The organism is Siphonobacter sp. SORGH_AS_0500, assembly GCF_002838835.1.
GTDB lineage: Bacteria > Bacteroidota > Bacteroidia > Cytophagales > Spirosomataceae > Siphonobacter.
On the sequence record NZ_NHPP01000009.1, the window covers coordinates 198,864 to 219,846 of the forward strand.

At 44.9% G+C, this 20,983-nt stretch carries 21 protein-coding genes; 5 read left to right on the forward strand and 16 right to left on the reverse strand.

The genetic code is table 11. From position 1 onward, the window contains the following. Positions 1 to 106: 106 nt before the first annotated feature. From BWI96_RS12875 to BWI96_RS21940, 6 genes are all read right to left on the reverse strand, one after another. The gene (locus BWI96_RS12875) at positions 107 to 1,792 is read right to left on the reverse strand and encodes a PepSY domain-containing protein (RefSeq protein WP_106637030.1); all 1,686 of its coding nucleotides are present in this window, start codon (positions 1,790 to 1,792) and stop codon (positions 107 to 109) included. A 6-nt stretch (positions 1,793 to 1,798) separates the two neighbouring features. Further along, entirely contained in the window at positions 1,799 to 2,074 is a 276-nt protein-coding gene (locus BWI96_RS12880) for a hypothetical protein (RefSeq protein WP_106637031.1), read from the reverse strand. Positions 2,075 to 2,076: 2 nt separating this feature from the next. Beyond that, positions 2,077 to 2,406, reverse strand: coding sequence for a hypothetical protein (locus BWI96_RS12885; RefSeq protein ID WP_106637032.1), 330 nt, complete (start codon positions 2,404 to 2,406; stop codon positions 2,077 to 2,079). A gap of 96 nt (positions 2,407 to 2,502) precedes the next feature. Further along, positions 2,503 to 3,711, reverse strand: coding sequence for a DUF4374 domain-containing protein (locus BWI96_RS12890; RefSeq protein WP_106637033.1), 1,209 nt, complete (start codon positions 3,709 to 3,711; stop codon positions 2,503 to 2,505). 5 nt (positions 3,712 to 3,716) lie between these two features. Continuing rightward, positions 3,717 to 5,024 (reverse strand): TonB-dependent receptor domain-containing protein, encoded by a 1,308-nt coding sequence (locus BWI96_RS21935; protein ID WP_198555250.1) that lies wholly within the window; start codon positions 5,022 to 5,024, stop codon positions 3,717 to 3,719. A gap of 86 nt (positions 5,025 to 5,110) precedes the next feature. Then, a complete protein-coding gene (locus tag BWI96_RS21940; protein WP_198555251.1) occupies positions 5,111 to 6,055 on the reverse strand; it encodes a carboxypeptidase-like regulatory domain-containing protein in 945 nt (314 codons plus the stop codon). 534 nt (positions 6,056 to 6,589) lie between these two features. Between BWI96_RS21940 and BWI96_RS21615 the strand changes: the two genes are divergently transcribed. From BWI96_RS21615 to BWI96_RS12910, 4 genes are all read left to right on the forward strand, one after another. Continuing rightward, positions 6,590 to 6,763 (forward strand): hypothetical protein, encoded by a 174-nt coding sequence (locus BWI96_RS21615; protein ID WP_157830358.1) that lies wholly within the window; start codon positions 6,590 to 6,592, stop codon positions 6,761 to 6,763. Between the two features lie 57 nt (positions 6,764 to 6,820). Then, positions 6,821 to 8,047, forward strand: coding sequence for an ornithine--oxo-acid transaminase (rocD, locus tag BWI96_RS12900; protein WP_106637034.1), 1,227 nt, complete (start codon positions 6,821 to 6,823; stop codon positions 8,045 to 8,047). 172 nt (positions 8,048 to 8,219) lie between these two features. Then, on the forward strand, positions 8,220 to 10,199 hold the full coding sequence (locus BWI96_RS12905; RefSeq protein WP_106637035.1) for a T9SS type A sorting domain-containing protein: 1,980 nt from the start codon (positions 8,220 to 8,222) through the stop codon (positions 10,197 to 10,199). A 130-nt stretch (positions 10,200 to 10,329) separates the two neighbouring features. Continuing rightward, positions 10,330 to 10,539, forward strand: a complete 210-nt coding sequence (locus tag BWI96_RS12910; protein ID WP_106637036.1) for a hypothetical protein — start codon at positions 10,330 to 10,332, stop codon at positions 10,537 to 10,539. Positions 10,540 to 10,684: 145 nt separating this feature from the next. Here BWI96_RS12910 and BWI96_RS12915 read toward each other — a convergent pair whose 3' ends face one another. From BWI96_RS12915 to BWI96_RS12960, 10 genes are all read right to left on the reverse strand, one after another. After that, positions 10,685 to 11,116 carry a DUF2846 domain-containing protein gene (locus tag BWI96_RS12915; protein WP_106637037.1) on the reverse strand — a complete coding sequence of 144 codons (432 nt, stop codon included), beginning with the start codon at positions 11,114 to 11,116 and terminating at the stop codon, positions 10,685 to 10,687. Positions 11,117 to 11,221: 105 nt separating this feature from the next. Then, complete coding sequence (locus BWI96_RS12920) at positions 11,222 to 12,667, reverse strand: amino acid permease (protein WP_106637038.1); 1,446 nt, start codon at positions 12,665 to 12,667, stop codon at positions 11,222 to 11,224. Positions 12,668 to 12,850: 183 nt separating this feature from the next. After that, the gene (gene accC / locus BWI96_RS12925) at positions 12,851 to 14,191 is read right to left on the reverse strand and encodes an acetyl-CoA carboxylase biotin carboxylase subunit (RefSeq protein WP_106637039.1); all 1,341 of its coding nucleotides are present in this window, start codon (positions 14,189 to 14,191) and stop codon (positions 12,851 to 12,853) included. Positions 14,192 to 14,261: 70 nt separating this feature from the next. After that, positions 14,262 to 14,732, reverse strand: a complete 471-nt coding sequence (gene accB / locus BWI96_RS12930; protein WP_106637040.1) for an acetyl-CoA carboxylase biotin carboxyl carrier protein — start codon at positions 14,730 to 14,732, stop codon at positions 14,262 to 14,264. Positions 14,733 to 14,827: 95 nt separating this feature from the next. Next, positions 14,828 to 15,391, reverse strand: a complete 564-nt coding sequence (gene efp, locus BWI96_RS12935; RefSeq protein WP_106637041.1) for an elongation factor P — start codon at positions 15,389 to 15,391, stop codon at positions 14,828 to 14,830. A 148-nt stretch (positions 15,392 to 15,539) separates the two neighbouring features. Then, the gene (locus tag BWI96_RS12940; protein WP_106637042.1) at positions 15,540 to 16,526 is read right to left on the reverse strand and encodes a beta-ketoacyl-ACP synthase III; all 987 of its coding nucleotides are present in this window, start codon (positions 16,524 to 16,526) and stop codon (positions 15,540 to 15,542) included. 62 nt (positions 16,527 to 16,588) lie between these two features. Continuing rightward, the gene (plsX, locus tag BWI96_RS12945; RefSeq protein WP_106637098.1) at positions 16,589 to 17,524 is read right to left on the reverse strand and encodes a phosphate acyltransferase PlsX; all 936 of its coding nucleotides are present in this window, start codon (positions 17,522 to 17,524) and stop codon (positions 16,589 to 16,591) included. Between the two features lie 149 nt (positions 17,525 to 17,673). Further along, entirely contained in the window at positions 17,674 to 17,868 is a 195-nt protein-coding gene (gene rpmF / locus BWI96_RS12950) for a 50S ribosomal protein L32 (RefSeq protein ID WP_106637043.1), read from the reverse strand. Positions 17,869 to 17,963: 95 nt separating this feature from the next. Continuing rightward, positions 17,964 to 18,518, reverse strand: coding sequence for a DUF177 domain-containing protein (locus tag BWI96_RS12955; RefSeq protein ID WP_106637044.1), 555 nt, complete (start codon positions 18,516 to 18,518; stop codon positions 17,964 to 17,966). A gap of 155 nt (positions 18,519 to 18,673) precedes the next feature. Next, complete coding sequence (locus BWI96_RS12960) at positions 18,674 to 19,714, reverse strand: toxin-antitoxin system YwqK family antitoxin (protein ID WP_106637045.1); 1,041 nt, start codon at positions 19,712 to 19,714, stop codon at positions 18,674 to 18,676. Positions 19,715 to 19,874: 160 nt separating this feature from the next. On the opposite strand from BWI96_RS12960, the gene BWI96_RS12965 reads away from it, so the two are divergent. Then, positions 19,875 to 20,816, forward strand: coding sequence for a GDP-L-fucose synthase (locus BWI96_RS12965; protein ID WP_106637046.1), 942 nt, complete (start codon positions 19,875 to 19,877; stop codon positions 20,814 to 20,816). The last annotated feature ends 167 nt before the right edge of the window (positions 20,817 to 20,983 follow it).

A 20,983-nucleotide genomic window follows, 5' to 3' on the forward strand; every position in this document is an offset into this window, starting at 1 on the left:
CTATAAATCAGTGAGAGTATTAACTGTAGCCTGCAAAGAAAAAGAGTCCAACTAAACATCAGATGGACTCTTTCTAACTAATATAGTGACTTAAGCCTTATCCTGACTACGCGTGACTCATCTGACCCACTTTGGTTTTTGAAGTTTCTTCGCCGGGCTGAAGGCATTGTTTCTGCACTATTTTCCAGAGAACAAATCCGCTCATCAGGGAAAGAATCAGGAATAATACATCGATGAAAAGAATATCGTAGGCCTGGCGGCTAAAGGTATTCCAGAACCAGTTTCCGCGAACGATGCCGTCGAGTACGGGCAAGAGGAAACAAGTCACTGCTGACAAGAACGTAGACTGACGATTGACCAGATTCAGATCTTTGCGAACCAGGAAATACACACTCAGGATTAACCAAGGATAAAAATACCAGTGGTAAATGTCGCTTTGTCCGGGTTTTTCCAAGAATAACAGACTTATCATCGTAAAAGCCGTTACAGGTAACAGGCTCAAACTCGAAGAGAGGTATACGTTTGCTGTCCAAAAATTAAAGGTACGTTTACGAGCAGGAATGTTCTTCTTATCCCGAGCTACCAGCCAAATCATGACCCCCGAGTTAATCACCAAGCACCCCATAATACCCAGTACAAAATAGATAACCCGAAGGGGTCTTCCGCCAAAATCACCAAAGTGCAGGTGGTAAATGAACCCTTTAACTGTCTGGATGTACGAAGGCATTTCCAGTGGCGAGCTTTCAGAGATAAATTTCTGATCACGAACGCGGTAAATGATTTCTCCTTCTCCATTCAACTGAGCATCGGTATGGGCTTTAGCCTGCACAATAACGTGCATGTTTTCATCCCCATAGTTACGGATGGCCACCATACTAATGTCACTTTTCTGCCATTGCTGCTGGACCTGACTAACTAATCCATTGATATCGAAGGAGGCCATTAAAGGCTTGTTTGCGTAGGGATACTCGGCCTTTACTCCATAGCCCAAATCCTGATAGATTTTCTCTTCGTTTCCCTGGTAAAACAGCTTGGTATAAGGAATAATGAAAAATGAATTAAAGATCAGAATAATACCCGTCAAGGCAAAAACGAGCTGAAAGGGAAAGCCAATTACGCCTAAAACCGTATGTAAGTCGGTCCAGACCGTCTTCCATTTACTCCAGGGTCGGAAGGTAAAGAAGTTAGACCTTAGTTTATCCCAATGCAGTAGCAAACCCGTAATCAGGGCGAAGAGGAAGATGAAAGAAATAATTCCCGCCAGCATATACCCAAAAGGCACCCCTATGCGGAAAGGGAAAACCTGATTGAGCTGAGCCAGAAAGTGCAAGCGATATAAAAATTCGCCTATGGTATAAGAAGAGGCGTAATCTGCTTCTTTCTTTTGGCTGAAGTTATAAGTAAAGAAAGCGGAGTCCTCGTCACCGCGTCTGCCCCGACCGCCGCCGCGTTTGGCTTCCGGCTTTTTCTTGGGCTTATTCATCTTTTGCACGACCGGGTCGTGCGAGGTACTCATGGCGACGTAGGCTCCCACCGAATGACGCTGAATGGTAAAATCCACATCCCGTCCTTTGAGGGTATGATGCCTGGAAAGAGAGTCCAGGATGAAGTTGAAATCCTTCGTAATTTTTCCTTTGTGACTTACATACGACTCGTTTTTTTGCCAGGATGCCAAATCGTCTTTGAAAAATGAGAACGAACCTGCAAAGAACATCACATACAAAATGGCACAGATGATAATGCCGCTGATGGTGTGCGTATTAAAGTAAATGTTATACTTCCGGTTATCCATAGCCAATTAAATGAAGTAAATTCCTGAAAACAAACCGATTAGCATCACATAAATAGCCCAGGTTTTCCAGGCTTTCGGGATGAGAAACGCCACTAGTAAAAGCGTCGCCCAGAGCAGATAACCCGTAATGAAGGAAGTAATCATGACGTATTCCTTGGGAAACACGCGAGTCAGGGCAGCGTGAAAGCTGAGGGTAACCAGGTAACCACCCAGCGAACCAGCCAATAGTTTAGAGAGTTTAATCCAGGGAGATTTAGTCAGGTATTTTTTGTTGGCAGGCATAGTTAAATTGTCATTTCCAGTAAGACACAACACACGTAGATCGCTGCAAGCCCCTGCACCCGCAGGTAATTAAAAGGGTCAATCACTACCGAAAGACAACCCACGCCCATCAATCCCACGATAAAACCAAGGATGCCGCTGGCGATGCCCCAGGTGAAGATAAAACCCAGCAAAGCCGCCAGAACTAGTACTCCTCCAATGAAACGGGTTCGGGATCTATCCCTGAGCATATAGGCCGAAAATCCCCCCGTGACGGGTCGTTTGTTCGAGGCCGAAGTAAGTTGCCAAAAGTAAAAAGCGACAAATTGAATCAGAAATAAGGTACTTACCATAAGGAGATTGTCATGATTGGTCAGTTATCTCTACAAACCGACAGAACCGGAAGACCTGCGTATCTTCCGGTTCTATCGTAATCCTATTCTGAAAGCTTAGTCCAGGTGTTGAATAGCCGTGATGGTTCCTCCCTCCACTCGTAAACCCTTCGTAGCCGTTTGTGTACTGGCATCAATCTTATAAACGTAGCTAGTACCGTCTTTCAGGTTTACTCCAACGTAGCCCGTTTTACCATCTTTCGGGGTATAGTTGTTAGTCGTTATTTCAGAGATACTTGCGGCTTCGGGCAAACCCGTAACTGCTTTGTAGGTTTTATCAACTACGTTCACAATCCCTATCCGCACGCCTGCTGCGTAAGCGGAAGTTTTTTCTGACTTAGCCACCGCGTTGACGACGTACGTGTTATTACCTAAATATTGCCACGAAGTAATGCTCATGCCACCGCTGGCCGCTTCTACGTCAAAGAAGTAGCTTTGATCAAATTCCGTCGTACCTGATTTGATTTTTACAATCGCTGAAGGCTTGGTCGTCGACATTTTCCCATCGGTGATGGCAGTAGCGGGAGAGAATCCGTATACATCTCCATTTTCCTGTACCGAAAGACCATCCTGGAAATAGCGACCAATGAAGCTGATACGCGTATCTGTAATTACTTTTTCCAGTTTCATATCAGCATAATTGAAAATGGCGATAGAACCTTGATCAGGATATTTGGTATTGAAACTGCGGTCGTAGATGGTTTGATAGGGGGCAAACACTTTTGTTCCTACCTGTTTAATCCAGGTAAAGTGTGCTAACTCCCCTAGTTTAGTCATTTCCAGCGTATTGACTGTTCCCTCAGAAGTAATCGTTAGACTGTTGGTATTGACTTTGTACCAGCTTGACGTAGGGGCCGTCAAACTCCTCGAAATTTTGAAGAGTAACAAATCATCATTTACCGGAGCAAAAGCCTGCACCGTTTCCGTCTGGAAATTAGTTAGCTTATTGAGCTTTCCATCCTGGATATTGTAAGCGGTAACGGCTCCTGGGTTCTGCTGTCCGTACAGCATGCTAAAGAACTTGCCGTTGTGCGTTACATAATACCGATAAGATCCATCCTGCTCTATGCCATTTCCTTTGGTTGAGATCGTGTCTTTATCCAGGCTTTTAGCCGTAAGTAAGTAATCTGCTACTGCTGTGGTAGCCGCAGGACTAACCGTAATGATGTAATTCCCAGAATTTGCCGGGGTAGTTTCAGTTTTGGAGCTACAAGAGGCCAGCAGGCCAGCCGCAACCGCCAGAGCGAGGGTCGATCTTAATTTCATGCACATTATATTTTGAAAGAATTAAAGAAATAGCGTAAGTTCACGTAGAAGCCACGACCAGGTTTTTGTAAGCTAAAGTTGTCATAAAGTCGTCTGTCCGTAAGATTTCTTACTTCCAGCCCAATATTGTATCGGCCATTATTGATACTATAAACGGCGTTGAGATCATGAGATAATTGCATGGGAATTCCATATTTATCTCCACCATCATTGCCCCCTCGACTAGGCCAGTATAACCAAAAGGCATGCACATAGAGCAGGTTATAACCAATGTTGAGCACGTTGCCTTTTTGTCCCAGGTTTCGTAGCGTGAGCGAAGCATCCGCATTCCCGAACAGGTAGGGAATATTTGGCATCTGATCTTTGTATACCGGACTCAATACCAGATTATTATTGTTATCGTATACGTATTGCTGCTGATTTTGCAGGTACTGATAGGTAAGGGTTGTGCCTATCGTGAGAAACTTTTTATAGGAGTACCGCAGTTCGCCTTCACCACCCATGGTAAACACACCATCCAAATTATCCAGTATTAAGGCGGATTGGTTTTGATTTAGCCTGGAGTAGATGTAGTTGTAGGAATACCGATAAATCGCGTTGGCATTAATCAGAAAGCGATGATCTTCCCGGGCAGCAAAACCGTAACTAAATCCGGCATTAATGTTCTGGCTTTCTTCGGGTTTCAGCGAAAGATTACCCTGTACTAACTCTACGTCACCAAAAAGTTCGTTTGCCTCGGGTAGACGGTTGGCACGTTCATACGATGCCTTCAATTGGAGGCTGGGTGTTATGAAATAGCTGACGGCAGCCCCGAATCCCAGTTTATTAAACGCCTGCTGACCGGGGGTATTCTGGTAAAGGTATTTTCCAAAAATAGATGTGCTCCATTTCTCTTTTTCATTATAGGTATAGCCCAGACCTAATACGTTTTTATTAAGCCGGGGACGAACATCCCCCCTGGTAAAGTTTTCATTAAAAGCATCTGAACCCTGGCGATTAAACGTACTAAAAGCGTTACTTAAAGCAATGGACTGCTGATCCGTTAGCTTGTAGTTGGCAGTAGCCGTTACCAGTCCGTTATTATTACCGTATTTTGCTAGACTCTTTCCCCGGCCTTCACCACTGGGATGCGGTTTTGAATTGCCATACCAGTCAAAACGTGCGGATAGTGTATCAATATTTTGCTCTTTACCCAGGTTATAATTGGCATTTACGGTCAGATCAAGGCCTTTGATGAGGTCCGTTTTACGATATTTCAAAGTCGGCATTACAATGTTGCCGCGTCGGTGCCAGCCGCCAAAAACAGCGACCATTCGAGCCCCCGTTTGAAGCTCTTTATAATTTTTACCAAGGGTAATCCCGAAAAGAAGCTGGTCTGCGAATTTTTTACCAACTACCCCTACATTGGCCACCAGCGTTTCATTATGATAGGTATCGTGGAAGCGTCGTACGACCGTATTAGGCTTGAAAGCCCCCGTATAGATGCGGCTACGTCAAGGGTTACTTTATAGTTGTTGTCTGAATAATTCTGGAAGGCGTTTAATCGAAACGTAAATCCGCCTTTGGTGGTGAAAGCAGCGTTTACTACGCTACGATGGGTGTTAAAGGAACCATAAGAATAAGAAGCATCGACGTAATTCCGGTATCGATCACCCGTCACAATATTAATGGCACCTCCTAAAGCGTCTGAACCCAGCCAAATGGGCACTACACCTTTATAGACTTCCAGTCGATCAGCGATATTTATGGGAATGTTATTAATCTGAAAAGAAGATCCGAAATTGTCCATGGGGACTCCGTCAATAAAATAACGGATGCGGTTACCGGAAAAACCGTTCAAAGAAAGGTTGAAATTGGACCCTACGCCACCAGACTCCCGAACCCGTACCCCGGAAACCCGATCCAGAGCACTGCTTAGGTCAAGCGTGGAGTTATACAGTTGTTTAGCATCAATGGCCGCCACGTTGAAGGCCTGTCGGTTGACCTCCTGAACTTCCGTACGCCCTACGACGGTTACCGTATTCAAGTCAACCGAATGGTCGTGAAGGAGCACTTCTAAGAAACTTTCCTCCCCAGCCTTTACCTCCATTTTCTCTTCCAGCTTTTTCAAGCCTACACCTGTAAAAACGAGCGTATACTTACCCGAAGCCACATTCGAAAACTGATACTCTCCTTCCTGATTAGTAGTGGCGATTTTATTGAGTTCAGCGATTTTAACCGTAATAGCGTGAAGTGGGGAACCCGAGTAGTTACGTACTACTCCCCGAATAATGCCTGAACGCTGAGCTTGGGAAGATAAAGCGAAGGTGCATAAGCACACCAACAAAAGGGATCTAAAATACATTGGTCAATTCCGTTTAAAAAGCTAGCATCTCTTTTGTAAAGCATTCAGAGACAGGCATTTCCTGATATTTAGCCTTTCGAGTGGTACAAATATAATTTATTTAGATTAAGTCCAAATATAATTTAATAACATAATTTCTGATTTTATTAAGATCGGTCCCCTTTCGAACAGGTCTTAATTTCTACTTACGGTAGGGTTACTTAGGCGTTGAATATGGGAGGCTGCTTTACTTTTAATTATTGAAGATCAAGCTGTTATCCACTAAATACCAGCAGGTTTTGAATTGATTCGAACAGGCTTTTTTATGCTTCTCTCGTCTTCGGTAGACGCATGCTCTTTTTTATTCAATCACTCCAGTCATAGAAGGCATCATTTCCACAATCTGAATAGGAAGAGCCAGCTATTAACCCGCTTACCGTTGCCTTCTTGAATGTATTAAGCCTGTATAAGGCTACTGCTTTGCAGCCAGCTTTGCTTCAGAATTGGGGATCTGCTCATTTTTAAGTACCTTAGCTATACCTGTAATGAATTAACATGGCCGACTTTCTCTTCAAAAAAGCAACGTTTGTTCTTTGTCCGACCAAGCTTCGGCGGTCGGCAACGGCGGGAGCTTTGTACGGTCATTTCTGTAAACTTCACCGCATCCGTACTTCTTCCGATCAACTGCTCTACGTCATTGCGACTTCCAGTGAAATCCCGGCTTTCTAGTGAACCACAACTTCCCTCATTTTTTGTTGGTATTTACTAGTTAACCTACTCATATTCATGGAAACAGCAACGCAGCGAGCGATGGCTCTCGAAGAGCAATATGGTGCTCATAATTATCACCCCTTACCCGTTGTCCTCAGTCGTGGACAAGGTGTTTACGTATATGATGCCGAAGGACGGGAGTATCTGGATTTTCTTTCGGCCTATTCAGCGGTTAATCAGGGACATTGTCACCCCCGCATCATTGAAGCCCTGACCCGGCAGGCCCAAACCCTGACGCTAACGTCACGGGCCTTTTATTCCGACAAGCTCGGCGAATGCGAAAAATACCTTTGCGAGTACTTCGGTTATGATAAAGTCCTAATGATGAATTCGGGTGTAGAAGGCGGCGAAACCGCTCTGAAACTCACCCGTAAATGGGCCTATAAAGTCAAGGGTATTCCAGCGAATGAAGCTAAAACCGTGTACGCATCGGGCAACTTCTGGGGACGCACGCTGGCAGCCATTTCTGCTTCCACCGATCCCTCTAGTACGAATGATTATGGTCCCTTTTTACCCGGTTACGTTATTATTCCCTACAATGATTTACAGGCTCTGGAGCAAACACTGGCTGCCGATCCCAACATTGCGGGTTTCATGGTAGAACCCATCCAGGGGGAAGCGGGCGTAGTGGTCCCCGACGAAGGGTACTTAACAGGTGTTCGGGAGTTATGTACGAAATATAACGTTCTCTTTATTGCTGATGAAGTACAAACGGGTCTGGCTCGCACGGGCAAGCGGCTCGCCTGCGACCACGAAAACGTTCGACCCGATATACTCATTTTAGGAAAAGCCCTTTCCGGCGGGGTTTATCCCGTTTCCTGCGTTCTGGCCGATGATGAAATCATGCTAACCATCCGTCCCGGCGAACATGGCAGTACCTATGGTGGTAACCCTCTGGCCTGTGCCGTTACCATGGCTGCTTTAGATGTATTACGTGAAGAAAAACTAGCCGAAAACGCGGAAAGGATGGGCGAGCTTTTCCGCAGTCGCATGAACGCTCTCATAAAGAAAACGAATCTTATTACGCAGGTTCGCGGTAAAGGTTTACTAAATGCCATTGTCATTCATGATACCGAAGAAAGCGGCACGGCCTGGGAGCTTTGCCTCAGGCTGAAAGAGAAAGGGCTATTGGCGAAACCTACGCATGGTAATAAAATCCGTTTTGCTCCGCCTTTGGTTATTACCGAAGCTCAAATGCAAAAGGCTTGTGATCGTATTGAACAAGTAGTACTTACTTTTTAAGACGTATAGAAAAGAAGGTTAAGGTAGCAGTACTTTAACCTTCTTTTCTATTTGAAGTAATGAGAAAATTGGAATTAAATTTTCTTTGATTGAGTCATTCCAGCGTATGGCTGATTTTTGGGATGTATTTTTGGAACTGAATTGTCAGTCAAATCCGTCAACCCTTTCATAAATGAAGAAAATTTTACCTGCTTTATCTTTTTTGTTACTTACCGTTCTGACCTTCAGCCTAGTACTTAAAAGTAATGCTCAGTCTCAACATGTAGGCTGGATCGTTTATGATCAGCTTCCTAAAAATTACCAGCTTTACGCCCGGGGCAATGATAATATGGCTCAGGTGCCCATCACGGGCAGAACGGCTGATTGGAAAAACTGGAATTATGTGTCCGTGGTTACTTATCGAAACGGCCAGCCTTTCTCCTATCACCGTTCCTCTTTTAAACCACTGACTAGTACGCAGGCTGCTTTTGAGATGTACCCCACCATCAAAGCCGAAAAAGCCGACTATTCCTTTGATATCTACTGCTGTACAGCCACTGATTCTGTTCACCTAACCCATTGCCAGGACATTGTAGCGGGCGATATCTATGCCATTTACGGCCAGTCGAACGCCAATGCTATTATGAGCTCGCCCGTTGGTGACAAGTACATTCGTACCTTTTCCAGAACACCGGATCTTACTAATCCTGGTGTAAGTGATGCGGATACGAACTGGATCAATGCGGCCTGGACCGTTTCACCCGTCGGATATTGGGGGCTAGAGCTTCAAAACCAGATTTTACAGAAATATGGGATTCCAACCTGCGTAATTAACGGAGCTTTTCCCGGACGCTCCATTGACGAGTTAACGTATTTTCAGGGACAGCCATCCAACTATTACAAGCACTTAAAACTTCGCATTTCTAAATCACACGCCAGTAGAATCAGGGCTTTTTTCTTCTACCACGGCGAAAACGATGCGTTTACTCACACGCCTAACTACCCGGAACTGTTCGATAAACTGCAAAAGCTTTGGGAGAAAGATTATTACCCCGTAGTAGATGAGTTTGTGATCATGCAAATGGATGTGCCTTCCATTGCTTCTAATACAGGTAGTGCAATTCGAGAATCGCAGCGGACGGTTTCAGCCTTGTATCCTAAAATGAATTCTTTTGCTACCGTGGGCCAGCCGGGCTACGACGGGGTGCATTACAGCAGTTTGGGCTATGGAACGCTGGCCACTCGTTTGGTAAATTACCTTTCGCCCAAGCATTATGGCGTTCCGCAAACGGCTGGTCTTCGGGCACCCGATATTCAAAAGGTTTATTACGAAGACGAGGCCGCCACGCAACTGGCCCTTCAGTTCGACCAGCCCGTTCAGTTACCAGCCGATTCGGTGATTGGGTTTTATCTATTAAGTTTCAGAAACTTTCTTTACATCAACGGCAATGAATCCAGCGTGTTACCCATCAGCTCAGCTACGGCCCAGGGCAATACGGTCCATTTAAAACTTAGCCGATCGGTCTCGCTGAATTCCCTGACGTATCTACCTTCTCATTCAGCGAATCTTCCCATTTCTCCCTTCATCGGTCCTTACATTAAAAATTCGCGGGGACTGGCGGCCTTTACGTTTCATCGATTCCCGGTGGGAAATGCCCTTTCTACGCCTACACTGGAAGCCCGCCTGCAAAATGGGATCGTTGTGCTTTCCTGGCCTACTATTAGCGGAGCCGAAGCGTATATCCTTGAAAGACGATTGAGCGGTTCGGATTCTTTTGAATACCTGGCAAGTGTGGATAAAAACCAGTTTCGGGATTTGACCTTCGAGCCGCAGCAAGCGTATACCTACCGCTTAAAAGCCGTGACTCGTCTCTCTGAATCGGCTTATGCTCAGGCATCCGTGCAGACTTCCTCGATTTCTGAAGAATACTTAAGCCAAAGCCTCACGCTAGGTCCCAACCCGGTTTCAGATCGGTTATTTGTCAATTTTGGTCCTACCCTTACCGGAACCCTTCAAGTGTATACACTTCAGGGAAGCTTAGTGCATCAACAGCATTTTTCTGAACAGAAAACCGACGAGCTGAATCTCTCGCTGTTACAACCCGGTACTTACATTCTTTCTGTTTTAACCCCTGAAGGAATTAAAGTCAGCAAGCGGTTTATGAAGTTCTAGTAGTTTGCTACACCATAAAAAAAGACAAGACTTAAGCGAGTCTTGTCTTTTTTATGGAGAGCAGTTCTTTCTTATTGTCATCCGCTCTGGTTGGTGTCCTCACCAACCACTAGGCTTTGAGTAAGGGCTGGTGAAGACACCAGCCAGGGCGGGAACGGCCTCTGCTCCAGACGCGGCTTTATCGCGTCTCTACCTTTTCAAAACCAAATTTTTGGGCCAAACTACGTTTACTACATTACAGATTCGCTCGGCTCTGGCCGATGTTAGCAAGCCTGTTTTTGCTGGAGAAAAGTTATTCTCTGCCCCCTACTGGTTCGTAGTCTACCGGACAGAGGCCTAGAGCTAGTTAGTCGCTCGGACAGAGCCGAGCGACTGCGGGAATTTCGCTTTTACTAAAAGTGCCCCCGGATTTTATCCGGGGGCACTTTTAGTAAAACCTTATTTTTAGACAGTTTCTTAAGTCTTGCCTTTTTTATGGAAATGGGTTATTGTCTAGAAGTCATACAGTTATCCGGTTTCAGATTTACCATTTTCTTCTTAGCCGTCGATTCCGTAACTTCAGTCATTTCTATACGATCCGCTAGAAAGCTGGATTTAATATCACACTGAACGTAATATACTTTGCCTTTTTCAAGCGTTAATTCCAGTACTTCTTTGTCTGGTATGTTCAAGCCGCCAATCACTGAGGTAAATTTTACGGTATTAGGCAAGCAGCTATAAACGAAATAGCGTTTGTTACTAATGCGGCACTGTTCTTCGCCATTGGCCCGAATCGTAAAATTCATAGCCGCCCGATACATCTGGCTTCCCCGGTAAAATACCACTTTGGCCGAATCGGCTGAAGCCGAGATAGTTTGAGCCTGACTGTTGAAAACCCCTAAACAAAAGGCCGCCAGAAAAAGAATTTTGGGATACATACGTTTGAACAGGTTATAGTTAAAATGGAGGTTTTGGTTTGGACGAAAGTAACCAACTCTTCCCTGCTTCAGCTTTACTCACTCAAAATATTTTTCTGACTTCTGCTACTTTATTTCTTCATTCAGCTTGCTGCGTTTTTTACCATATAGGAAATAAATAGCAAAGCCGATCACTAACCAGACAATCAAACGAATCCAGGTATCCAGGGGCAGCGAAAACATCATTAATAAACAGGTCAGAATGCCCAGAATGGGAACCAGAGGAACCCAGGGCGTACGAAAAGGACGCGGAGCATCCGGCATTTTTTTTCGCATGACAATCACGCCCAGGCATACCATCACGAAGGCCAGTAATGTACCGATACTTACCATTTCACCCACAATGTGGATCGGCATGAATCCTGCAAAAAGACTAATAAAGGTGCAGAGTAACAAATTCGATTGATAGGGCGTTTGAAAACGGGGATGGAGGCTGGAGAATACTTTAGGTAGTAGTCCGTCTTTGCTCATGGTATAAAAAACCCGGGATTGACCGAGTAAATCCACCATAATCACGGAAGTGTAACCGATCATAATACCCACCAGAATCAGTTTTTGAAGCCATTGATAGGGTGTTTTAGCGATGGCTACGGCAATGGGAGCGGCACTATTCTTGAACTCGGTATAATTAGCCATGCCCGTAAGCACGAAACCAAAAACGATAAAAAGTAACGTACAGATTACTAATGAGCCGATAATCCCTACCGGCATGGTTTTCTGCGGATTGCGGGCTTCCTGAGCCATTGCTGCGACAATGTCAAAACCAATAAAGACAAAGAATATAACGCCGGCTCCCCGAAGAATACCACTATACCCAAATTCGCCAAAGGTACCTGTGTTCTCAGGAATAAAAGGATGATAATTTTCGGGATTAATGTATTGGATGCCCAGAGCAATGAATACCACCACTACCAGAAGTTTAATGGCTACAATAATACCATTGATTAAGGCCGATCCCTGAATGCCGCGAATAATGATGGCCGTAATGATCCAGAGAATCAACAGCGAAGGCAGGTTAACCCAACCGTGAATAACTTCGCCATTAGCCATGGTCGCTTCTTCAAAAGGCCCCATGACCAGTTGAGCGGGCAAATGAATGCCGTAGGAAGAGAGAAATTTAATTAGGTATTGCGACCAGCTGATGGCAACCGTAGCCGCTCCGACGGAATATTCCAGAATCAAATCCCAGCCGATAATCCAGGCAAAAAGTTCGCCCATTGTAGCGTAGGCATAAGTATAGGCACTACCGGCGACGGGTACCATAGAGGCAAACTCGGCATAACACAGAGCACTGAACGCACAACCCACGGCTGCCAGCAAAAAGGATAACACCACCGCTGGTCCCGTGTTATTAGCCGCAGCAATTCCCGTTAAGGAAAATAATCCCGCCCCAATAATAACCCCGATGCCAATGGCAATGAGGTTCCAAGAACCCAGGCTGCGTTTTAAAGTATGACTGCCCTGCTCAGCAGCTTCCGTTTGTAGAGAAGTAATGGATTTAATCCGGCTCATTAATCTACTTGTTTTATAGGGAAAACGTAAAGATAAAGCAAGGAAGCTCAGCAGAGCGATCAATGGCTTGAAAACAGGACAAAAAAGCTTCTGAATGCGTCAGATTTGTGTATTCATTCTTCCAAAAGAAAAAAGGCCGGAAAATTCCGGCCTTTCACTCACAGGTAATACTGTTGTATCGACTTATAATCCGCTGAAATCAAAATCATTCAGGTACTGAGTCGTAAAGTTTCCAGATTGGAAACCTGCATCATCCATCAAACGAAGGTGGAATGGAATCGTCGTCTTCACACCTTCGATCACGAATTCAGACAAGGCACGTTTCATGCGGGTAATTACCTCTTCGCGGCTCTGGCCCGTCACGATCAGCTTGGCGATCATGGAGTCATAGTTCGGAGGAATGGTGTAACCCGTGTACACGTGGCTGTCAACGCGTACGCCAATCCCACCGGGAATATGCAGCGTCGTGATTTTACCGGGCGAAGGACGGAATCCATTTCCTGAATCTTCCGCGTTAATCCGGCATTCCATGGAATATAACTGAGGCGTATAGTTCTGGCCCGAAATAGGTACACCCGCAGCAACTTTGATCTGTTCTTTAATCAAATCAAAATTCGTTACTTGCTCCGTAATTGGGTGTTCTACCTGGATACGCGTATTCATTTCCATGAAATAGAACTTGCCGTGCTTATCTAGCAGGAATTCAATTGTACCTGCACCTTCGTAACCAATGGCAGCAGCTCCTTTGATGGCAGCTTCACCCATTTGAGCCCGAAGTTCAGGCGTAATCACAGGAGAAGGCGTTTCTTCTACCAGTTTCTGGTGACGACGCTGGATGGAACAATCACGCTCCGAGAGGTGACATACTTTTCCAAACTGATCACCAACGATCTGGATTTCGATGTGACGGGGATCTTCCACGAATTTCTCCATGTACATTCCATCATTACCGAAAGCCGCCAGTGATTCCGTACGAGCATCGTTCCAGGCTTTTTCAAATTCTGCTTCTTCGCGAATTACCCGCATCCCGCGACCACCACCACCGGCAGTAGCTTTGATGATTACTGGGTAAATATCACGAGCTAATTCAATTCCTTGTTCCAGCGATTCCAATAAGCCATCAGAACCGGGAATAACGGGAACACCCGCAGCCTTCATGGTAGCTTTGGCCGTAGCCTTATCTCCCATGGAGTTGATCTGTTCGGGGGTAGCTCCGATGAATTTGATTCCGTATTCACGGCAAATCTGAGAAAACTCAGCATTTTCCGATAAAAAGCCGTAACCGGGGTGAATGGCATCTGCTCCCGTTACTTCCGCTGCGGAGATCAAATTAGGAATGTTCAGATACGACTGACGGCTCGCTGGAGGACCGATACACACAGCCTCATCCGCAAAACGAACGTGCAGACTCTCACGATCAGCCGTCGAATACACCGCCACCGTTTTGATTCCCATTTCCCGACAAGTGCGGATAATACGAAGGGCAATCTCACCACGGTTGGCAACTAATATCTTTTTAAACATACAGTTAAGAGAATGCTTAGATTAATAATCAGGTTATTAACGTACAAATGGGGTTAAACCCGGCTATTACCTAAACTGGCTCAACTAAGAATAAAGGCTGATCAAATTCTACCGGTGTAGCGTTTTCAACCAGTACTTTCACGATACGACCTGATACCTCAGATTCGATTTCGTTGAAAAGCTTCATGGCTTCAATGATACATACTACTTTTCCAGGTTTGATTTCAGTACCTACTTCTACAAATGAAGGAGCATCAGGGCTACCTGAACGGTAGAATGTTCCGATCATTGGAGATTTAACGGTAATCAGGTTAGAAGCAGGAGCTTCGGCAGCTACGGGGGCGGCGGCAGCTGGAGCAGCGGCTACGGGTGCAGGAGCTGCCACGGGGGCCGCAGCTACTACATGAACGGGTGCTGCCACGGGGGCAACTGAACCGTACCGTTTCACACTGATTTTCAGCTCATTGGTTTCGATGTTTACTTCATCGAGGTTAGACTGAGCGATAAAATCGAGCAGGTGCTGTATGTCTTTAGTTTCCATTTCGGGTGTTTTTGAAGAACTTTTTAATCGTTAAATAGAATTCAGCTGAATGGTAATACCTCAATCATCAAGCACTTTTGATGATTAAACAACTGTTACTTGACGCGTTCTACGTAATCGTAAGTACGGGTATCAATTTTGATTTTTTCACCCTGCTCGATGAATAAAGGAACCATGATTTTTGCTCCGGTTTCTACTTCAACGGGTTTCTTAGGGGAGTTAGCCGTATCCCCGCGAATACCAGGTTCGGCGTAAGTTACTTCCAGTTCTACGAAAGGAGGCATTTCCATCGTCAGAGGAGCCTCATTTTCCGTGTTAATCAGAACCTCCACGCTTTGTCCTTCTTTCATCAAATCAGCACCCTGTACGATTTTATCATCCAGCGTAATCTGATCGAATGTTTCCGTATCCATAAAGTTGAATCCTACTTCATCTTTATACAGGAACTGGAACGTACGGCGTTCTACCCGAACCGGATAAATGGCTACGCCTGAGTTAAACGTGTTATCAATAACCCGGCCTGTGGTTAAGTTGCGAAGCTTCGTACGTACGAAAGCAGGCCCTTTACCTGGCTTTACGTGTAAGAATTCAACAATTTGGAACAGGTCGTTATTGTAATTAATGACCAGGCCGTTCTTAATGTCTGCGGTCGTTGCCATGAAAATAGTTATCAGTTATAATCGTGAAATACCCGATCCAGTTGATAAGGCATTTATTCTGTTCCTACGTTTAAAATGCATGAACAGTTTGTTTAAACATCAGAAAATGAATTCAGTACCTTCAATCGTATCCTGAATTCATTTGGTATTATTTACCCCATTTGAGATAGACCGAGCCCCAGGTAAATCCGCCCCCAAAGGCAGCCAGAACCAGATTATCTCCGGGTTTCAATTGACTTTCGTAATCCCATAAACACAGCGGGATAGTCGCTGCTGTGGTGTTGCCGTAGCGATGAATGTTAAGCATGACCTTTTCTGGTCCAATACCCATTCGCTGAGCAGTGGCATCAATGATCCGCTTGTTGGCCTGATGCGGTACCAGCCAGGCTACGTCATTACCCGTCAGGTTGTTTCGCTCCATGATTTCAGCCGCAACTTCAGCCATGCGGACGACCGCAAATTTAAAGACAGCCTGTCCTTCCTGACGTGCGAAGTGCTCACGATTCTGAACCGTTTCCAGCGTGGGAGGATATTTACTTCCCCCTGCTTTTTGAAACAAGTGCGAAACGCCACTCCCATCCGAATAAACCTGAGAATCAATAATTCCATTTCCAGAGGTGCTCGGTTCGAGTAATACAGCTCCGGCTCCGTCTCCGAAAAGAACGCAGGTAGTCCGATCCGTGTAATCAACGATGGAGGACATTTTATCGGCTCCGACTACAATAACTTTGCGATATTTCCCCGTTTCAATAAACTGAGAACCGACCGTTAGTGCGTACAAAAAACCGGAACAGGCCGCTCCTAAATCGAAGCTGGGAATATTCCCCAATCCACTGCCGGCAGCAATGAGATTGGCTGTTGATGGAAATACGTAATCCGGCGTAACGGTAGCACAAAGCAGTAAATCGACTTCTTCGGGACTGGTCTGAGTTTTTGCCAGCAAGCCTTTCACTGCTTCAATGGCCATTACGGAAGTTCCCTGCCCTTCGCCCTTAAGAATTCGGCGTTCTTTGATTCCGGTACGGCTGGTAATCCATTCGTCCGAGGTATCAACCAAGGTAGAAAGCTCTTCGTTCGTCAGTACGTAATCAGGCACGTAACCCTGAACGCCCGTGATCGCTGCAGTGATTTTCATAGGATCTTATAAAGCAAAAAAGCATGAGTCATACGCTTACAGACGCGACCCATGCCTTCTGGCTAACTTAACGCTTGCTTAATCTTAGTAGAGACTTCTGATTCAATCTGTCGCTTTGCCAAATGAATCATATTTTTAATTGCTAAAGGAGATGAAATCCCGTGAGCAATAATCACATTACCATTGACCCCTAAAATGGGACTTCCGCCGGCTGATTCATAATTCATGTGGTTAACAAAAGCGTCATCCACTTTCCGGCTACTCAAAATATCGTAAATCGATTCACCCATTTTCAGAATTACGTTACCTGTAAATCCGTCGCAAACAATCACGTCTGCTTTATCAGTGAAAAGGTCTTTTCCTTCGATATTTCCAATGAAGTTATACTTCTTATTCGCCTTCATTAACTGATAGGCCGCCTGAGCAACAAGGGATCCTTTCTGTTCTTCTTCGCCAATGTTAACCAGAGCTACGCGAGGGTTTTCTACTCCATGCGTATATTGGGCATATAAAGAACCAATTTCACCAAATTGTTCAAGTGTTTCGGGCTTACAGTCGGCATTGGCACCAATGTCGAGTAACACGGCCATTTTTCCAGAAACCTGCGGAGCAAAACCCACAATAGCCGGACGAACCAGCCCTTCTACTGCTTTGACGCTAAATAAAGCACCTACGTGCATTGCTCCCGTATTTCCAGCCGAGCAGAAAGCATCCACTACGCGTTCTTTCAAAAGCTTGAATCCTACGCTAATGCTGGAATTGGGCTTTTGAGACAAAGCTTTCGTAGGATGTTCTCCCATGGAGATCACCTCAGTGGTGTGTACAATTTCAATCGAAGCAGGAAGAGTGCGATCACCCAGAATATCCTGGATAGCCGCCTGATCACCGATAAGTACGATCCGAACCGATTCGGGTAGTTCCGGTGCAGCCAGTAAGGCTCCCTCAACAACTGCTTTTGGGGCAAAGTCGCCCCCCATAGCGTCTACTGCAATCTTCATCCAGGTAACCAATATTTGGTGGCGGGCAAAAATAAGCGTTTCGCCAAAAAAATAAATGGTTAATTGCTGATTGTTCCTAATTAGAACTCGCTTTTAATTACGAATTCATAATTAGTTAACCAACAATTAACCATTTTAAACGCTATAAACTAGGCGTTTGCTTTGTAGTTTTCTACTACTACTTTACCACGGTAGTACAGATTTCCTTCGTGTACGTGTGCACGGTGGTAAAGGTGAACTTCGCCCGTAGCAGAATCAGTTGCTAATTGCATAGGGGTCAGGTTATCGTGTGTCCGGCGTTTGTCACGGCGGGTGCTGGAGTGACGGCGTTTAGGGTGTGCCATTTTGTTCTCAATTATGAGCCTTTCGCCAGTAGCGTCGGGCCGTTGTTATCTATGTGATCAATTTTGAATACTCTTTCTCTCGTACTGAAGCTGGATTACTTCGATCCATTTTTCAGTTTTTTCAAAGCTTCCCAGCGAGGGTCTACTTCGGGTTCCTTCTCTTCATCCGCCGGAATAGACGTATAAATCAAAGTTTCATTGGTTTCATCCTCCTCGTCTTCACTGGATTCCGTACGAAAACGGGGATGAAGTTTCTTCATGGGAACGGTTAATCCGATAAAATCGAATAAATACCGGGCTACATTAATGGTTGCCGTATCCCAGGGGATGAGTTCAATTTCATCAGAAATCTGTTCAGCTTTATCTCCAAACTTGAGAATCTGCTTCTCTTTCGTATGAAAAGGCTCCTGAAATGAATCCAGACTACGATCGCATACCAGCTCGTAGGAACCCTGAATATCGAAGCTCAGCTGAAGCATGGTAGAGGACTTATCCAGCCCTACTTTCGCCTTAAACTCTCCTTTATCAATTAAATCCTGCTCCAGAGCTTTAAAAAACTCTTCTCCTCCCTCAAACTCAAAGTCATAATGTTTATTCTCCAACTGAAGAATATCGACATCATACTTTCGGATTTCCTTCGAATTAGTCATCTCTGTCAAAAAGGCTCGCAAAGTTAGGCCAATCTGCTGATTTTTACAACGGTATAAAAATCATTTTTTACAGAAGGGCCCACTTTCGTGAATATTTTCCGTTAAAAACCTAAAACTTAAGCTTATTACCCTGCCCTTACTCAGGCATTGATTCTTTAAAAACGCTCGGTAGTCTGCTCTTCTTCTTTTTTTCCTTTGTTCTTGTTCTCGTAAATAAGCTTACCACGATTGTCGTACTCCCGCAATACCACTCCTTCTACGGCTTCGTATTTATCCGCTCCATACTGAATATCCCGTTTGGTACGACTACCACTGCCAAACTGATGGTATTCCCGCCAGAGTTTCACCCGAACCGAATCATCCATGTTGCCCTCTTCCTTCAACTGCCCCCCTTCGTAAAAAGAACGGTATAGACCCGTATAATGACCATGCATGCGGGGAATTACTTCTTTGATTTTGGTTTTCGCTACGTCGTAATACGTAATCTCTGATTCAGCCGGAAATCCCTTATCGTAACTCTGCTTATCCATTAAGCCTTCGTCTCCGTCCACATCCCGACCATACTTTTCCCAGCGACCGTGTTTGGTCCCCATATAGTAATATCCTTCTTCCTCCAGATGTTCACCTTTGAATCTGCGATAAGGGCCGTGAAGAATCTGAGCGTAATCTTTATCCTTAATGGGTGTGACCAAAATGCGATGGGCCCGGTAATCAAACCAGTGAATATCCCGCACATACACACTGGGGGCCTGATAGGCTTTTAATACATAAAACTCTTCAACCGTCACTTTATCGCCCGAGCCTAAGCGATTGGCTATTCTAGTCACCGCAATACCTTCGTATTCATTCCGCGAAAACTTATTAACGGTCTTTTTGTTCTTCTTGCGAGATTTAAGGACTTTCAGACCCAAATCAGAAGGTAAGCCATCGGTGTTTAAGTCTCCCAGCGGAGAAGAAAGACCAGCACCAGCAGAAACACCGCTCAACGCCGCTTTTTTTAGATTTTCTTTACTACTAAAGGCTTCCTTTATTTTATTTTTTTTCTCATTGAGCTCATCCAGTACTGTTTTCTGGCCGCTCTTGTTAATGAGAGGAGCCTTGGATGTAGTTAATAAGGAATCTGTTTGAGCCTGCGTTTGTTGGGCACAAATCAGCAGGATAAATCCTCCCAATACACTGAGAAAAGATTTGTTCATGGATTGCTTCTGGTAAGTACTCGCGGGTGGAACGGTAAAAAAATGCTAATTATTTTCCGAAGTCTCTTATTCTAAGTGCAAAATTGCGAAGAGTTATTTTATTCTAAGGTAAACCTATTCACATTTAAACCCACCTATCTCATATAATCGTTCAAAAATCGTGGAAAAAAACGCTAAAATTTATATTGCCGGGCATCGGGGCATGGTAGGCTCCGCTATTCATCGAAAACTACAACAGGAAGGATTTACTAATTTTGCTTTACGAAGCTCAAAGGAACTGGATCTACGCGATCAGGCAGAGGTTCAGGCCTTTTTTGAAGAAGAACGTCCCGATTATGTTTTTCTGGCAGCAGCAAAAGTAGGAGGCATCGTAGCCAATAACACGTACCGGGCTGATTTTCTGTATGAGAATCTCATGATACAGAATAACGTTATTCACTCGGCTCACCTAACGGACGTAAAAAAGCTGATGTTTCTGGGTTCTTCCTGCATCTATCCCAAGCTCGCTCCCCAGCCCTTAAAGGAGGAGTACTTATTAACGGGTTTTCTTGAATCTACCAACGAGCCTTACGCCATTGCGAAGATCGCGGGTATTAAAATGTGTGAATCGTATCGTCGTCAGTACGGGAAAAATTTTATCTCGGTGATGCCTACGAATCTCTACGGGCCTAATGATAATTACGACCTTCAGAATTCGCACGTATTGCCAGCTCTGATTCGCAAATTTCACGAAGCTAAAGCCAATGGTTCGCCAAGCGTTGAAGTTTGGGGGACAGGTTCTCCCCTGCGGGAATTTTTGCACGCAGACGATTTAGCCGAAGCTTGTTATTTCTTAATGCAGGAATACGATGGTGAAGAATTTGTAAACGTCGGAACGGGCGTTGATTTGTCCATCAAAGCGTTAGCTGAACTGGTCAAAGAAACCGTAGGCTACGAAGGTGAACTCGTCTGGAATACTTCCAAACCCGATGGTACCCCCCGCAAACTCATGGACGTAAGTAGACTTCATGGCTTGGGCTGGAAACATAAAATTGAACTCCCCGAGGGCATTCGTCAGGTATACGAGAAATTCAAGGAACGCGAAGATATTCGAGTGATGTAAGTACGCTAGTGTGCTCGGTTAAAGGGTCTGGATCGGTATCGATTCAGACCTTTTCTTTTTTCACCCTTTCACAGGATATTTTACCCCTTTCTATCCGCCTCATTATCAATTAACAGTTGGATTTTTAACTTTTTTTCAGAAAATCCTTAACACTCTTTAACTCAACA

Excerpts from the sequence above, each read along its gene's own strand:
- BWI96_RS12875 (WP_106637030.1), bottom strand. The coding sequence starts at position 1,792 with ATGGATAACCGGAAGTATAACATTTACTTTAATACGCACACCATCAGC.
- BWI96_RS12880 (WP_106637031.1), bottom strand. The coding sequence starts at position 2,074 with ATGCCTGCCAACAAAAAATACCTGACTAAATCTCCCTGGATTAAACTC.
- BWI96_RS12885 (WP_106637032.1), bottom strand. The coding sequence starts at position 2,406 with ATGGTAAGTACCTTATTTCTGATTCAATTTGTCGCTTTTTACTTTTGG.
- BWI96_RS12890 (WP_106637033.1), bottom strand. The coding sequence starts at position 3,711 with ATGAAATTAAGATCGACCCTCGCTCTGGCGGTTGCGGCTGGCCTGCTG.
- BWI96_RS21935 (WP_198555250.1), bottom strand. The coding sequence starts at position 5,024 with ATGGTCGCTGTTTTTGGCGGCTGGCACCGACGCGGCAACATTGTAATG.
- BWI96_RS21940 (WP_198555251.1), bottom strand. The coding sequence starts at position 6,055 with ATGTATTTTAGATCCCTTTTGTTGGTGTGCTTATGCACCTTCGCTTTA.
- BWI96_RS21615 (WP_157830358.1), top strand. The coding sequence starts at position 6,590 with ATGGCCGACTTTCTCTTCAAAAAAGCAACGTTTGTTCTTTGTCCGACC.
- rocD (WP_106637034.1), top strand. The coding sequence starts at position 6,821 with ATGGAAACAGCAACGCAGCGAGCGATGGCTCTCGAAGAGCAATATGGT.
- BWI96_RS12905 (WP_106637035.1), top strand. The coding sequence starts at position 8,220 with ATGAAGAAAATTTTACCTGCTTTATCTTTTTTGTTACTTACCGTTCTG.
- BWI96_RS12915 (WP_106637037.1), bottom strand. The coding sequence starts at position 11,116 with ATGTATCCCAAAATTCTTTTTCTGGCGGCCTTTTGTTTAGGGGTTTTC.
- BWI96_RS12920 (WP_106637038.1), bottom strand. The coding sequence starts at position 12,667 with ATGAGCCGGATTAAATCCATTACTTCTCTACAAACGGAAGCTGCTGAG.
- accC (WP_106637039.1), bottom strand. The coding sequence starts at position 14,191 with ATGTTTAAAAAGATATTAGTTGCCAACCGTGGTGAGATTGCCCTTCGT.
- accB (WP_106637040.1), bottom strand. The coding sequence starts at position 14,732 with ATGGAAACTAAAGACATACAGCACCTGCTCGATTTTATCGCTCAGTCT.
- efp (WP_106637041.1), bottom strand. The coding sequence starts at position 15,391 with ATGGCAACGACCGCAGACATTAAGAACGGCCTGGTCATTAATTACAAT.
- BWI96_RS12940 (WP_106637042.1), bottom strand. The coding sequence starts at position 16,526 with ATGAAAATCACTGCAGCGATCACGGGCGTTCAGGGTTACGTGCCTGAT.
- plsX (WP_106637098.1), bottom strand. The coding sequence starts at position 17,524 with ATGAAGATTGCAGTAGACGCTATGGGGGGCGACTTTGCCCCAAAAGCA.
- rpmF (WP_106637043.1), bottom strand. The coding sequence starts at position 17,868 with ATGGCACACCCTAAACGCCGTCACTCCAGCACCCGCCGTGACAAACGC.
- BWI96_RS12955 (WP_106637044.1), bottom strand. The coding sequence starts at position 18,518 with ATGACTAATTCGAAGGAAATCCGAAAGTATGATGTCGATATTCTTCAG.
- BWI96_RS12960 (WP_106637045.1), bottom strand. The coding sequence starts at position 19,714 with ATGAACAAATCTTTTCTCAGTGTATTGGGAGGATTTATCCTGCTGATT.